Source organism: Cryptosporangium phraense (genome assembly GCF_006912135.1).
Classification (GTDB): domain Bacteria; phylum Actinomycetota; class Actinomycetes; order Mycobacteriales; family Cryptosporangiaceae; genus Cryptosporangium; species Cryptosporangium phraense.
This window is the reverse complement of sequence record NZ_VIRS01000004.1, coordinates 270,757-284,845: the sequence shown is the minus strand read 5'-3', so window position 1 is coordinate 284,845 and position 14,089 is coordinate 270,757. Positions and strand designations below refer to the sequence as shown.

Below are 14,089 nucleotides of genomic sequence, written 5' to 3'. Positions count from 1 at the left end.
GAAGGACTCCAATGAGACTCACCACTCGAGCGGTACGTGTCGCGGCTGCCGCGGCATGCGTCGCAATCTCTCTCGCGGCCTGTACCAGCCCGAGCGACACGGCCGACACCTCCAGCGACTCGTCCAGCGGTTCCAGCGACATCGCGTCGAAGGAGCCGGACGTCAACGGTGACGGCAAGGTCGTCGTCGGCGTGCTGAGCCCCGGTGACCTGAACGACAACGGCTACTACGAGAGCTTCGTCGCCAAGGCCGAGGCGTTCACCAAGTCCAAGGGCTGGACGCTCATCAAGGTGGGCTCGATCAACCCGGCGGACGCGCTGAACCAGGCGCGCAACCTCTGCCGTCAGAAGGTCGACCTGGTCGCGCTGGGTGCGGCCGAGCTGAAGGACGCGATCCCGGCCTCGGCCGAGGACGTCTGCAAGGGCACGGCCTGGTACGTCCCGTCGTCGGCCGAGATCAAGCAGACCCCCCAGATCTCGATCTCCCGCGACTTCATCAACGAGTCGCTGCTGGCCGCCGGTTACGCCAACGGCCTGCTGATGAAGGACAAGGGCTACACCAAGGCCGGCTACATCACCGGCCCGGAGCTGGACTTCTCCGTCCAGGCGGCCAAGGCGTTCAAGGCCGGCATCAAGGAGGTCGTGCCGAACGCGACGCTGGCCACCACCTACACCGGTGACTTCAACGACTCGGCGAAGGCCAAGGAAGCCGCCACGGCGCAGATCAACCAGGGCGCCAAGGTCGTCTACCCGTACCTGGGCGGTGCCACCGACGCGGTCGCCGCGCTGGCCACCCCGCAGAACGGCCTGCTCATGTCGACGCCCGGCACCGACCGGTGCGGCGAGCCCGGCAACAAGTTCGCCGTCTCGGTGATCTTCGACCCGGGTGAGTACTTCAACGCCGCGCTCTCGGACTTCGCGGACGGCAAGCTCAAGATGGGCGTCTCCCGCGACTGGCACCTCGGCAAGGACTCGGTTCCGACCGTCAAGCTCTGCAACGGCACCGCCGACCAGAACGCGAAGCTGAAGCAGTTCATCGAGGACATCGGCAGCGGCAAGGTCGTTCCCGACACCGAAGTCAGCAAGCTCGGAGGCTGACGTATGACCGACGGCCAGACGGACAGCGCGCGCGACCTCGAGGCGCCGGCGCTCGAGCTCCGTGGCGTGACGAAGTGTTTCGGTCCGGTCGTCGCCTGCGACGCCGTGGATCTCGCCGTTCGTAGCGGTGAGATCCACGGCCTCCTGGGAGAGAACGGCGCCGGCAAATCGACGCTCATGAAGGTCCTCCTCGGCTTGGTCCAGCGGGACGAGGGCACGATCATGCGCAGCGGTAAGCAGGTCGAGGTGCCGACGCCCCAGGCGGCGGTCGAACTCGGCCTGGGAATGGTCCACCAGCACTTCAGCCTCATCGAGTCGCTGACCGTGTGGGAGAACGTGAGCCTGGGCGAGCCCGGGCGGGTCAAGCGCGACGAGATCGCCGACCAGATCAAGGACGTCGGCACCCGGTACGGGCTGCCGATCTCCCCGACCGCCCGGGTCGGAGACCTGTCCGCCGGTGAGCGGCAGCGGGTCGAGATCATCAAGTGCCTGCGGCGCGACCCGGAGGTCCTGATCCTCGACGAGCCCACCTCGGTGCTCACGATGAACGAGTCGCAGGAACTCTTCGAGGTCCTCCGCGACGTGGTCACCCGCGAGAACCGCGCGGTGATCCTGATCAGCCACAAGCTGGCCGAGATCATGGCCGCCACCGACCAGGTGACGGTCCTGCGGAAGGGCTCGGTCGCCTTCCGCTGCGCGACCCCCGAGACGTCGCCGCGCGAGCTGGCCAAGCAGATGGTCGGCCGTGAGGTCTCGCTGCACTCCGAGGGCGCTGCCCTCGGTCTGATCAGCGAGGACACGACGCCGGAGGAGGTCCAGGCGGCCGCCGCCGAAGCTCCGGTCAAGGCCGACCCCGAAGCCAGGACGCCCGCGCTCGCGCTGACCGACGTCGTGGTCAAGGGCGACGACGGCCGGGTGCTGCTCGACAACTTCGGGCTGACCGTGGCTCCGGGCGAGATCCTCGCGCTCTACGGCGTCGAGGGCAACGGCCAGGCCACGCTGGGCGACCTGCTCTCCGGCCTGCTCGAGCCGACGTCCGGCACGGTGGCGATCAACGGCGCGGCCGTGCCGATGACCAAGATCGGCGCGCTGCACAAGGCCGGCGTCGGCGTGGTGCCGGAGGACCGGCACCGCTCGGGCGTCGTCCTGGACATGTCGGTGCTCGACAACCTGGTCATGACCGACCTCGGCCGGGTCAGCGGCCGGTTCTTGCTCAGGCGGCGGGAGGCCCGCAAGCTGGCGACCCGGCTGATCGAGCAGTTCAACATCTCGACGCCGTCGATCGACACCCCGCTGCGCAACCTCTCCGGCGGTAACCAGCAGCGGGTCGTCCTGGCCCGCGAACTGTCCACCGACCCCAGTGTGCTGGTCGCGGCGCAGCCCACCCACGGCCTCGACGTCGGGGCCATCGAAGACATGTACGAGCGGTTGCGTGCTGCGGCCGGTCGAGGAGTCGCCGTGCTTCTGATCACCACCGAGTTGGAGGAGGTGATGGCGCTCGCCTCGCGGGTCGCCGTGATCTCGTCCGGCCGGGTCACCGGTGTGCTGGACATCCACGAAGCCACCGCGGAACGACTGGGACTGCTGGTCGGGGGCGAGGCCGCATGAGCGAGCACGCCAACGGCTCCGCGGCCATGGCCCGCGAGAGCCGACGAAAGCTCCCCAACATCGCCGAGCTCATGCGGCCGAGCGGCCGGGGCATGCAGGTCACGCTGATCACGATCGTCGCGGTCGCGATCGCCGTCGGCCTGTCGATGATCCTGGTCTCGGCGACCGGCGGTTCGCCGATCGACGCGGCCAAGGCCCTCTACACCGGTAGCGTCGCCGACGTCGCGGCCTGGAGCGAGACGCTCAAGGCGGCCGCGCCGCTGCTGCTCGTCGCGCTCGGCGCCTGCATCAGCAACCGGGCCGGCGTGTTCAACATCGGCCAGGAGGGGCAGCTGCTCCTCGGGGCCGCGGCCGGCGCGTACGTGGCGCTGCACCTGGCCCTGCCGGGGCCGATCGTGGTGCTGCTGAGCCTGCTGGCCGGTGCGGCCGCCGGTGGTATCTGGTCCGGGGCCAGCGCGGTCATGAACTACACCCGCGGGGTGAACATCGTCGTCAGCACGCTGCTGATGTCGTTCATCGCGATCCAGGTGGTCAGCTTCTCGGTCTCCGTGCCGTGGCTGCTGCAGGCGCCCCGGGCGTCCGCGGACAGCATCGCGTCGCCGGAGTCGGCGCAGCTGCCGGAGGCCGTCCGCCTGATGGGCTTCGGCCAGTACCCGAACCTGGAGATCGGCGGCGGTCTGGTCATCGCGCTGATCCTCACGATCGTGCTGGCCGTGCTGCTCGGGCGCAGCCGCTGGGGCTTCCGCCTCAACATGCTCGGCCTCAACCCGATGGCCGCGCGCCACGCCGGGGTGCGGGCCTCCTACCTGGGTGGCTCGGCGCTGTTCCTGTCCGGCGCGTTCGCCGGTCTGGCCGGCGCGGTGATCCTCTCCGGATCGGTGTTCCGCCTGCAGCCCGCGCTCTCGAACAACTTCGGGTGGGACGGCCTGCTGGTCGCGCTGATCGCGCGCTCCCGGCCGATCGCCGCGATCCCGGTCGCGCTGCTCTTCGGCGCGCTGCGCTCGGGGTCGAGCTTCCTCGCCTCCACCGGCGTCCCGAACTACCTGGTGGACGTCGTCCAGTCGCTGTTGGTGCTCGCGTTCGTGGTGCCGCCGGTGCTGGCCCGGGTGCGGTCGCGTGGGCGGGCTGAGGCCACGACACCGCCGTCCGAGCCGGTCCCGGCCGCCACCACCGAGCCGGAGAAGGTGACCGCGTAATGGGAACCGAAGAGATCACCACGATCCTCTCCAGCACCCTCCGGCTGACCGCCCCGCTGGCGTTCGCGGCCTGCGGTGAGTACCTGGCCGAACGGGCCGGCACCCAGAACATCTCGGTCGAGGGCATGATGCTCGGCGGAGCGTTCGGGTCGGTCGCGGTGGCCAGCGCCACCGGCAGCGCGACGACCGGGCTGCTGGCCGGCGCGATCGTCGGCCTGGTCGTCGGCTGGCTGCACGGGAACCTCTCGCACCGGGTCCAGATCAACACGTTCGTCGTCGGTCTGGTGCTGAACGCGCTGGTGCTGGGCCTCACGAGCTTCCTGATCGCGATCAGCCAGTTCGACGCCCACCAGACCGCGCAGCTGAGCATTCCGGGGCTGCGGGACGTCCCGATCCTCGGGTCGTTCTTCGAGCAACGCTGGCCGATGTACACGCTGTTGCTGATCGTGCCGCTGACCTGGTGGCTGGTCGAGCGCAGCCGGTGGGGCCTGAACCTGCGGGCCGTCGCCGACAACCCGCAGGCCGCCGACGTCACCGGGCTGAAGGTCAACAAGCTCCGGCGGCAGGCGCTGCTCTACTGCGGCGTGCTGTCCGGCCTGGGCGGTGCCTACCTGGCCACGGCCGAGGTCGGCACGTTCAACGCGAACATGACCGCCGGACGAGGCTTCATCGTCATCGCGGCCGTCATCTTCGGGGCCTGGCGCCTCAAGGGGACGCTCATCGGCTGCCTGGTCTTCGGGTTCGCCGACGCGCTCCGGCTGGCGCTGCCCGCGCTCGGCTTCCAGCTGAACTCGCAGCTGCTGGTCGCGGCGCCGTACCTGATGGCGCTGCTGGCGATGATGCTGTTCGCCAGCAAGAGCCGCGAGCCGCGCGCGCTCGGCAAGCCGTTCGTCCGCGGGATCACCTGATGGTCGGCGGTGCTGCGCGGGAGTTCGCGGAGCGGCTGCACGCCGCCCCGATCCCGCGCGGCACCGAGCCGGCCGCGGTGTTCAGCGCCGCGCCGGCGTCCCCGCGCCGTCCGGCCGAGGTCAGTGACCTGGCCGAGCGGCTCGACCCGGCCGGTCCGACCACCTACGGCTCGCGCATGCCCCTCGGTGGTTCGCGGCCGGGCGTAATAAAAGAGACGGACCTGCAGACGCTCGCGGGCGCGGCGGAAGCGCTGCGAGCGGGCGCGGTGCGCAGCACCGAACTGGTGGACGCCGCGCTGGCGGTCGCCGACAAGACCGACGCCGAGCTCGGCATCTTCCTCTCCCGGTTTCCCGACGCGGCCCGCGCCGCCGCCGAGCGGGTCGACCGGGCCCGGGAGGCCGGGGAGCCGCTCGGTCCGCTGGCCGGGATCCCGATCGGGGTCAAGGACCTGCTGACCACCCTCGACGGTCCGACGAGCGCCGGCAGCCTGGTCCCGCCGGACGACGACGGATCGGACGCGACCGCGGTCGCACGCCTGCGCGCGGCCGGAGCGGTGATCGTCGGCAAGACCCTCACCTCGGAGTACGGCTGCGGTTCGCCGGACTTCAGCAAGCCGTTGCCGGTGCCCAGAAATCCCTGGGACGCCGCTCGCTGGACCGGCGGGTCGAGTGCCGGAAACGCGGCCGGGCTGCTCGCCGGGGCGTTTCTGGGGGCACTGGGCACCGACTCCGGTGGCAGCATCCGGATGCCGTCCGCGTTCTGCGGCACGACCGGCCTCAAACCCACCTACGGACGCGTGCCGCGGACCGGTGGAGTGCCGATGGGTTGGTCGACCGACACGATCGGGCCGATGGCGACGACCGCCCGGGACTGCGCGCTGCTGCTGTCGGTGATCGCCGGGGCTTCTCCGCTGGATCCGAGCGCGGCCGAGGTCGCGGTGCCCGGGTATCTCGACGCGCTGACCGGGGATCTCGCCGGGGTGCGGATCGGGGTCGACCGGCTGTCTTCGCCGGTGGCCGATCCCTCGCTGGATTCCGTGCTCGACGCCGCGCTGGCCGAGTTGGCGGCGCTGGGGGCCGACCTGGTCGAGGTGTCGCTGCCGCTGTATCCGGAGATCGCCGCGGCCTCGATCGTGCTGACGCTGAGCGAAGCGCTGGCGTACCACCGGGCGGACTTCGCGCTGCGGGCTTCGGACTTCTTCGCGAACACGCTGGCGACGATCGGGGTCGCCGAAGACTTCACCGCGGCCGACTACGTGCAGGCTCAGCGGGTACGTCGGGCCGGCCAGGAGGCCGTCTCGGCTCTGTTCGACGACGTCGACCTGGTCGTGACGCCGACCGCCGCGGTCGCGGCCACGCCCTACGACCGGCTGGACCGGATGTTCGAGAGCGGGGAGTTCTTCGCGGTCTACGCGCCGTACTGGAACGTGGTCGGCAACCCGGCGCTGTCGGTGCCGATGGGGTTCACTCCGGACCGGATGCCGCTGGGCCTGCAGATCGTCGGGGCCCCGTTCGACGAAGGGCTGGTGCTACGCGCCGGGGACGCGTATCAACAGCGGACGGCCTGGCATCGCGCTCGACCGGCTTTCTTGGGGGGATTGGCGTGACGGTAGTCGTGGGGCTGCACCTGGGCAGCGACTCGGCCAGAGCGCTGGCGCTGGGGCCCGACGGGGAGATCGTCGCGCGGGCCTACGCCCCGTACCCGGGGGCGGTCGGGTGGCCGGCCGGCTACGCCGACCCGGCCGGCTGGCTCACCGGCGTCGCCGACGCGCTGGCCGCGATCCTGGCCGAGCTGCCGTCCGACCGGCCGTGCGCGGCGATCTCGCTGGGCGGCCAGAGCCCGACGACCGTTCCGGCCAACGGCGGGCTGGCGGTCACGTACCGGAACCCGGCCGGCGCCACCGGCAGCCCGGCCGAGCAGCACGCGGCTCAGCTCGCGCTGCTGACCGAGGGCGACCCGCTGCAGGTCTACGACTGGCTGTCGGTCCGGCTGGGCGCCGACGCGGCCCAGTCGCGCTGGCCCGGCGACCCCGAGTTGCCCGGGTACGGGCCGGTCGTGGGCACCGGAGCGTTGATCGGGCACACCGACGGCGGCCACGGGCTGCCCGCCGGTATCCCGCTGGTGGCCGGGGCCCAGGACGCGTACCTGGCGTTCTGGGCCGGTGCGCTGGACCGGCCGGGGCGGGGGATGGATCCCGGCGGCCGGACCGGCGGCATGGCGGTCGTGGTGCCGTCCGGCGAGCGGTTGCCCGGGATGTACGCGCTGCGCAGCGCGCTGTCCGGGCTGGACATCCTGGGTGGGCCGGTGAGTGGCCACGGGCTGATGCTGGACTGGCTCCGGACGATCACCGGGGTGGGGATCCCGGAGCTGATCGATCTGGCGTCCTCGGTGCCCCCGGGCGCGGACGGCGTGCTCGTGCTGCCGTACCTGGAGGGGGCGCGGGCTCCGCGCTGGAACCGGGCGCTGCGGGCCGAGATCGTGGGGCTCGGCTCGGACGCCGGGCGCCCGCAGCTGGCCCGCGCGGTGCTCGAAGCGACCGCGTACGGGCTGGCCCACGTGGCGTCCGGGCTGGCCGCCGGTGGGGTGACGCTGACGACGCTGGTGACGGCGGGCAACCCGGCCAGGAGCCCGCTCTGGAACCTGATCAAGGCCTCGGTGCTGGAGGTGCCGGTCGAGGTGCCGTCCGAGACCGACCTGGCCGCGTACGGGGCCGCCCTGTCGGCCGGGGCGGGGGTCGGGTGGTGGGCCGGGCCGGGGTCGTGCGCGACCCACTCGTGGCCGCGGCCGGCCGTGACGGTGGTGGATCCGGAGCCTCAGGAGGCTTATCGGGAGGGCTACGCGCGCTTCCTGGAGCTGGGAGCCGCCTCCGAGTCCCGCAGCCTGGGGGCGGGCTCCAGGTCACAGACCTAAGCGGCGGCGGTGCCGCCCATCGTCACGACGGGGCCGGCCGGGGCGACCGACGCGGCCGTGGGCGGCGGGCTCGGTTCCCGGGTCTCCCCGTCGTCGGTGCAGGCGGTGGCGGTCGCGGCCAGTGCTATCGCGAGACCGGCTGCTCGGAGGCGCATCCGTGGCTCCCCTCGTCGGGGGAGCCACGGTACTGCCCGGGGTCTAGCGGCGGCGGTAGGCCGACTCGGTGAGGGCTCGGGGGCGGTCGCCCGCCCCGGTCTGGTGCAGGTTCACACCCGGGGCCACGACCTCGTCGATCCGGTCGAGGATCTCGTGGTCGAGCACGACGTCGGCCGCGGTGATCTGCGACTCGAGCTGCTCCATCGTCCGCGGCCCGATGATCGCCGCGGTCACCGCCCGGTGCGCGATCACGAACCCGAGCGCCAGCTCGATCAGCGTGAGCTTCGCGTCGCGCGCGATCGCCTCCAGCGCCTCGATCCGGGCCAGCTTCGCCGCCCGGGCGTCGTCGGCCCGGAAGTCGAAGTGGTCGGCGTTCGTGGCCGCCCGGGAGCCCTCCGGGGGCTCCGAGCCCGGCCGGTACTTACCGGTCAGCCAGCCGCCGTTCAGCGGCGACCACACCAGCACCCCGAGCCCGTACCGCTCGGCCACCGGCAGCGCGTCGTACTCGGCGTGGCGGTCGAAGATCGAGTAGCTCAGCTGCTCGGAGCGGAACCGCTCGTGGCCCCGGCGATCGGACACCCACTGCGCCTCGACCAGGTCGCCGGCCGGGAAGTTCGACGAGCCGATCGTCCGGACCTTGCCCGACCGGACCAGGTCGGAGAGCGCCGACAGCGTCTCGTCGATGTCGGTGTCCGGGTCGGGCCGGTGCATCTGGTAGACGTCGATGTAGTCGGTGCCGAGCCGGCGCAGCGAGTCCTCGACCGCGCGCACGATCCAGCGACGGCTGCCGCCGGAGCGGTTCACCGGCCCCGGGCCGACCGGCTCGCAGAACTTGGTGGCCAGCACGATGTCGTCCCGGCGGCCCTTGATCGCCTTGCCGACGATCTCCTCGGTCTCGCCGAACGCGTACACGTCGGCGGCGTCGAGCGTGTTGATGCCGGCGTCGAGGGCCGCGTGGATGATCCGGACGCAGTCGTCGTGGTCGCGGTTGCCCCAGGCCCCGAACATCATGGTGCCGAGGACCAGCGGGGTCACGTGGAGGCCGGAACGGCCGAGAAGTTGCGTGCGCAACGGATGTCCTCTCCTGCGGAACGCCCCCGTGCGCAGGGAGACCGGCACGCGAGGGCCGGCCCCATTGGGCGCTGGGAACCACGCGCAAACCGATACGTCAGAACCTTTGCACAGACGGCCCGGCGCGCTGATGTGGTGCGGGGGCAGAGTGTGACGCAGTTCTTTGTCCCCCCGGCACATTCAGGCCGTATGGCGCCCTCAGTACGGTGGTCCTAACGCCAGAGCGTAGGGCCAGGGCTGAATCGAAGAGGAGTACCCCCGTGGCGGACGACACGAAGTTGACGCAGGCACGGTGGACGCATGTCGCGTTGCCGGCCGGTGACCTCGACAAGTCCATCGAGTTCTACACCTCCCTGACGCCGCTGGTCGTGCTGGAGCGCTTCAAGGACGACGACGGCCAGAGCGCGTGGCTGTCCCACGACAAGCAGGTCGACAGCCCGTTCGTGCTGGTCCTGGTCGACTTCAACAAGGACCACGGCGGTACGCACGGCCAGCTCACGCCGTTCGCGCACATCGGCATCGAGGTGCCGAACCGCGAGGACGTCGACGCGATCGCGGCCAAGGCCCGCGAGATGGGCAACCTGCACTGGGAGCCGCAGGACATCGGCGGCCAGGTCGGCTACGTCTGCGCGCTGAAGGACCCCGACGGCAACGTCATCGAGATCTCCCACAACCAGAAGGTCTTCTCGACGATCCGCGAGAAGTGGGGCAACTGATCCGCGAGATCATCGAGCGTTACCTGGCCGCGCTGAACGCCGGGGACGCCGACGCGGTGGCGGCGTGTGTGACCGACGACTTCGTCAACGAGCACACGTCCGCCGCCGGCCGCAGCCTGAGGAGCCGGGCGGCCTACCGGGAACGCCTCGGCGGTTTCCTCGCCGAGTTCGAGAACCTGCACTACGACGTCGAAGACCTGCTGGTCGACGACGACCGCGCCGCCGTCGCCTACCGGATGTCGTTCCGGCTGCACGGCAAACCGGTCTCGGTACGCGGGATGTTCTGGTTCCGGGTCGAGGACGGGCTCATCGCCCACCGCCGGGACTACTGGGACGGCAAGACCGTCGAGCAACAAATCTAGGTCGTGCTTCACAGGCCAGCAGCTCGCCGTGGCCGCGGCCCAGACGACGACCGGACTGCGTTGGAGGTCTGTCCGGATACAACAGCGGTATCCGGACAGACCTCCGCCTTGCCGGATCGCCGCCTGGACCACGCCCACGGCGACCTGAACCTGTGAAACACGACCTGGCCCGACTCGCCGGTGTGATCCGGCTGGGCTTTGAAGTACACGTCTGAGGAGAAACCACGATGACCGTCACCACGGACCTGTCCCCGGTCACCGGGCCGGCAGCCTGGCGCGGCGACCAGCTGCAGAACGAGAAGACCTGGATCTACCAGCTGAACGACGCCGAGATCGCCGAGCTCGAGGCCGTCGGCCGCCAGTTCGTCGAGGACGACCCCGACCTCCGTACGGTGACCAAGGCGGACTACCCGCTGCCGGTCTGCGCCCCGGCGATCGAGCAGTGGGCGTACGACATGGACCGCGGTCGTGGCTTCGTGCTGATCCGGGGCCTGAAGACCGAGCTCTACTCGGACGCGCTCTCCGGCGCGATCTTCTACCTCACCGGCCTGCACCTCGGCGTGCCGATGAAGCAGAACGAGCTGGCCGACCTGATCGACCACGTCATCGCCACCTCGACGAAGACGATGGACGACCCGTCGGCGCTGTCGTCGCGGGTCGCCGACAAGCTGGTGTTCCACTCCGACAGCTCGGACGCGGTGGCGCTGTTCTGCCTCCGCCCGGCCAAGGAGGGTGGCGCGTCCAGCCTGGTCTCCGGTGCGCAGATCTACAACGAGATCCTGTCGCGCCGCCCCGACCTGGCCCCGCTGCTGCACGAGCCGTTCTACTTCGACTGGTACAAGCAGGACCACGACGCTCCGGAGAAGACGTACACCTCTCCGATCGTCAGCATCAAGGACGGCGTGTTCAGCATGTACGCCGGCTCGACGTACATCTTCACCGCGCAGGACTACCCCGAGACCCCGCGTCTGACCGACGCGCAGATCGAGGTCATCCGCCTGTTCGACGAGATCACCTACGAGCCGGGCATGGCGCTGGACATGGACTTCCAGCCCGGTGACATCCAGTGGGTCTCGAACTACGCCGCTCTGCACTCGCGGACCGCGTTCATCGACTACCCGCAGTACGGCCGCAAGCGTCACCTGCTGCGTCTGTGGCTGAAGCGGAACAGCGACCGGCCGCTCGTCGACAAGTTCGGCAAGCACGTCGTGAAGGCGCGCGAGGAGGACCGGGAAGACACCTCGGGCGTCGAGGACCTCGGCCAGTTCTCGGTCAAGACCGCGGTCGTCCCGCGGATGGACTGGGGCCTGTAGGCCTGCTTCTCGCGACGGCCCTCGACCGCTCGGTCGGGGGCCGTCGTCATGCCGGGTACGCGGTGATCGCCGAGGCCTTGGCCGTGAGCCAGACGTCCTGGCCGGCCGCGAGGTCGAGGTCGGCGAGAGCGTCCGGCGTCACGTCGACCAGCGCCGGTGGCTCGCCGTCGACGGCTATCCGGATCCGATCGCCCAGCGCCTCGACGCCGGTGATCCGGCCGCGCCAGGTGTTGCGTGGGCTGCCGTGGGTGGGTTCCTCGCGGTAGACCGCGATCTCCGAGGGCCGGACGGCCGCGTGGACCGGTCCGCTCAGGTCCCGGTCGGTGATGACGAACTCGCCACCGGACCTGATCGCCACCCGTCCGTCGGCGGCGCTCCCTCGGTACAGGTTCAGGCCGACGAGACGAGCGACGTAATCCGTCGCCGGTCGGCGCGTGACCTCGGTCGCCGAGCCTTGTTGGACGATTCGGCCGTCCTCCAGCACGACCAGCCGGTCGGCCAGGATCATCGCCTCGATCGGGTCGTGCGTGATCACCAGCGACGGGCCGCCGTACGACGTCAGGTGCGTCCGCAGGTCGGTGCGCAGCCGTAGCCGGGTGCCGGCGTCGAGCGCGGACAGCGGCTCGTCGAGCAGCAGCAGGTCGGGGTCGGTGGCCAGCGCCCGGGCGAGGGCCACGCGCTGCGACTGGCCGCCGGAGAGCTGCCCCGGCTTCCTGCCCGCGTGGTCTTCCAGCCCGACGCGCATCAGCCACTCTCTCGCGGTCTCCCGGGCCTCCCGCTTGGGCGTGCCCTGCACCCGCGGCCCGTAGGCCACGTTCTCCAGCGCCGAGAGGTGCGGGAACAGCAGGTAGTCCTGGAAGACCAGGCCGATCCGGCGGTCCTCGGTCCGGACGCCGTCGAGGACCCGCCCGTTGAGCTCGATGCGCCCGCCGGTCGTCGGGGTGAGGCCGGCGAGCCCGCGCAGCAGCGTCGTCTTGCCGGCCCCGTTGGGGCCGATCACGCCGAGCACCTGCCCGTCGTCGGCGTGCAGCCGGACGTCCAGAGTGAAGGTCGGTCGCTCGACGCGGACGTGGGCTAGGAGGCTCATGCGCCGGTGCCCGTCCGGACGACGCGGTCCCGAAGGGCCGCGAGGATCACCACGGAGACGGCCAGCAGCACCAGCGAGAGCGCGATCGCCGCGTCGGGGTCGTTCTCCAGCGCCAGGTAGACCGCGAGCGGCATCGTCTGGGTGGTGCCGGGGAAGTTGCCCGCGAACGTGATCGTCGCGCCGAACTCGCCCAGCGCGCGGGCCCAGCACAGCACCGCGCCGGCCAGCACCGACGGGGCGACCAGCGGCAGCGTGATCCGGCGGAACGTGGTCCAGCGGCCGGCGCCGAGGCTCGCGCTCGCCTCCTCGTAGCGTCGGTCCGCGGCCCGGAGCGCGCCTTCCACGGTGAGGATCAGGAACGGCATCGCGACGAACGTCTCGGCCAGGACGACGGCCGTCGTGGTGAACGGGATCGTGTAGCCGAACCAGGCGTCGAGGTACTTGCCGACGATGCCCCGGCGTCCGAACGCGAGCAGCAGCGCGACGCCGCCGACGACCGGCGGCAGCACGAGCGGGACCGTCACCAGGGCGCGCAGGAGCGTCTTGCCGGGGAACTCGGCCCGGGCCAGCACCCAGGCCAGCGGGACGCCGAAGACGAGGGAGATCGCGGTGGCGAGGACCGCGCTGATCAGCGAGAGTTTCAGCGCCTCGAAGACGAGCGGGTCGCGCAGCAGTTGGGGGAGCGCCGACCAGGGCGCGCGGATCAGCAGGCCGAGCAGCGGCAGCACGAGGAAGACGATCGCGATGACCGCGGGCACCATCAGCGGCGCCGGGGCGCCGCCCCGGCGCCGCTGGAGGGGGGCGCCGCCCCGGCGCGGCTGGGGCGCGCCCGCCAATTCCTCTGCGGGCGCGCCGGAACCGTCGCTCACGGAGCGGTGAAGCCGGCCGCCTCGAGGACCTTGGTGCCGTCGGCGGAGAGCACGTACTCCATGAACGCCTTCGCGCCGTCGGCGTTCGGCGCCTTCGACAGCGTGGCGATCGGGTACGACGTGGAGGCGTTCTGGTCGGCCGGGATCTCGATGCCCTTGACCTTGGTGCCGGCGGCCTGAACGTCGGTCTTGTAGACGATGCCGGCGTCGACCTCACCCAGCGAGATCGTGGTGAGCACCGCCTTCACGTCCGCGCCGAGCGTCTTCGGCTTCACCGTGATCTTGGCCTTGTCCAGGACCTTCTTGGCGGTGGCGCCACACGGCACCTGCTCCTGGCAGAGCGCGATCTTCAGGCCGGGCTTGCTCAGGTCGGCGAGCGCGGTCACCTTGCCGGGGTTGTCCGGCGGCACCGCGATCTCCATCGTGTTCTGCACGAACGTCTTCGGGTCGGTGGCGCTGCCGTCCTTCACGACCGCGTCCATGTTCTTCTGGGACGCGGAGGCGAAGACGTCGGCCGGGGCGCCTTGGCCGATGCTCTCGGCCAAGGCCGAGCTGGCCGCGAAGTTGAACTTGACGGTGACGCCCGGGTGCGCCTGCTCGAACTGCTTGCCGAGCGTCGTGAACGACTCGGTGAGCGACGCGGCGGCGAAGACCGTGACGGTGCCCTTCACCGAGTCCGCGCTGGCCGACGCGGACGAGTTGCTCGACGTGTCGCTGCTGTCGTCCGAGCCGCAGCCCGTGAGAAGCATCGACGCGGCGGCTGCGAGAGCCACCGCGAATAGGGCCGGTCGACGC

At 71.1% G+C, this 14,089-nt stretch carries 14 protein-coding genes; 9 read left to right on the top strand and 5 right to left on the bottom strand.

The genetic code is table 11. The features are described 5' to 3' along the window. Positions 1 to 11: 11 nt before the first annotated feature. The 6 genes from FL583_RS08330 to FL583_RS08305 are packed head-to-tail and all read left to right on the top strand — an operon-like array spanning position 12 to position 7,720. Entirely contained in the window at positions 12 to 1,097 is a 1,086-nt protein-coding gene (locus FL583_RS08330; RefSeq protein WP_142703940.1) for a BMP family ABC transporter substrate-binding protein, read from the top strand. A 3-nt stretch (positions 1,098 to 1,100) separates the two neighbouring features. Beyond that, positions 1,101 to 2,705: an ABC transporter ATP-binding protein gene (locus tag FL583_RS08325; RefSeq protein ID WP_142703939.1), complete on the top strand. Its 1,605-nt coding sequence runs from the start codon at positions 1,101 to 1,103 to the stop codon at positions 2,703 to 2,705. Then, the gene (locus FL583_RS08320; protein WP_205751936.1) at positions 2,702 to 3,901 is read left to right on the top strand and encodes an ABC transporter permease; all 1,200 of its coding nucleotides are present in this window, start codon (positions 2,702 to 2,704) and stop codon (positions 3,899 to 3,901) included. The genes FL583_RS08325 and FL583_RS08320 overlap by 4 nt, the downstream gene beginning before the upstream one ends. After that, on the top strand, positions 3,901 to 4,809 hold the full coding sequence (locus tag FL583_RS08315) for an ABC transporter permease (protein ID WP_142703938.1): 909 nt from the start codon (positions 3,901 to 3,903) through the stop codon (positions 4,807 to 4,809). Before FL583_RS08320 ends, FL583_RS08315 begins: the two co-directional genes overlap by 1 nt. Continuing rightward, positions 4,809 to 6,416, top strand: a complete 1,608-nt coding sequence (locus FL583_RS08310; RefSeq protein ID WP_205751935.1) for an amidase — start codon at positions 4,809 to 4,811, stop codon at positions 6,414 to 6,416. Before FL583_RS08315 ends, FL583_RS08310 begins: the two co-directional genes overlap by 1 nt. Beyond that, a complete protein-coding gene (locus FL583_RS08305; protein ID WP_142703937.1) occupies positions 6,413 to 7,720 on the top strand; it encodes a xylulokinase in 1,308 nt (435 codons plus the stop codon). The genes FL583_RS08310 and FL583_RS08305 overlap by 4 nt, the downstream gene beginning before the upstream one ends. Here FL583_RS08305 and FL583_RS40010 read toward each other — a convergent pair. After that, a complete protein-coding gene (locus FL583_RS40010; protein WP_170323548.1) occupies positions 7,717 to 7,875 on the bottom strand; it encodes a hypothetical protein in 159 nt (52 codons plus the stop codon). The two genes, FL583_RS08305 and FL583_RS40010, sit on opposite strands and share 4 nt — an antisense overlap. 43 nt (positions 7,876 to 7,918) lie before the next feature. Then, the gene (locus FL583_RS08300; protein ID WP_170323547.1) at positions 7,919 to 8,947 is read right to left on the bottom strand and encodes an aldo/keto reductase; all 1,029 of its coding nucleotides are present in this window, start codon (positions 8,945 to 8,947) and stop codon (positions 7,919 to 7,921) included. Positions 8,948 to 9,207: 260 nt separating this feature from the next. Between FL583_RS08300 and FL583_RS08295 the strand changes: the two genes are divergently transcribed. The 3 genes from FL583_RS08295 to FL583_RS08285 all read left to right on the top strand — a co-directional run bounded on the left by FL583_RS08295 (position 9,208) and on the right by FL583_RS08285 (position 11,338). Beyond that, complete coding sequence (locus FL583_RS08295) at positions 9,208 to 9,663, top strand: VOC family protein (protein WP_142703935.1); 456 nt, start codon at positions 9,208 to 9,210, stop codon at positions 9,661 to 9,663. After that, complete coding sequence (locus FL583_RS08290) at positions 9,651 to 10,025, top strand: nuclear transport factor 2 family protein (protein WP_205751934.1); 375 nt, start codon at positions 9,651 to 9,653, stop codon at positions 10,023 to 10,025. Before FL583_RS08295 ends, FL583_RS08290 begins: the two co-directional genes overlap by 13 nt. A gap of 227 nt (positions 10,026 to 10,252) precedes the next feature. Continuing rightward, positions 10,253 to 11,338, top strand: a complete 1,086-nt coding sequence (locus tag FL583_RS08285; protein WP_142703934.1) for a TauD/TfdA family dioxygenase — start codon at positions 10,253 to 10,255, stop codon at positions 11,336 to 11,338. 46 nt (positions 11,339 to 11,384) lie between these two features. Here the strand turns inward: FL583_RS08285 and FL583_RS08280 are convergent, their stop codons facing one another. The 3 genes from FL583_RS08280 to modA are packed head-to-tail and all read right to left on the bottom strand — an operon-like array spanning position 11,385 to position 14,067. Next, on the bottom strand, positions 11,385 to 12,425 hold the full coding sequence (locus FL583_RS08280) for an ABC transporter ATP-binding protein (RefSeq protein WP_142703933.1): 1,041 nt from the start codon (positions 12,423 to 12,425) through the stop codon (positions 11,385 to 11,387). Next, on the bottom strand, positions 12,422 to 13,294 hold the full coding sequence (locus FL583_RS08275; protein ID WP_205751933.1) for an ABC transporter permease: 873 nt from the start codon (positions 13,292 to 13,294) through the stop codon (positions 12,422 to 12,424). Before FL583_RS08275 ends, FL583_RS08280 begins: the two co-directional genes overlap by 4 nt. Further along, complete coding sequence (gene modA, locus FL583_RS08270) at positions 13,291 to 14,067, bottom strand: molybdate ABC transporter substrate-binding protein (RefSeq protein WP_205751932.1); 777 nt, start codon at positions 14,065 to 14,067, stop codon at positions 13,291 to 13,293. The genes FL583_RS08275 and modA overlap by 4 nt, the downstream gene beginning before the upstream one ends. Positions 14,068 to 14,089: the final 22 nt, after the last annotated feature.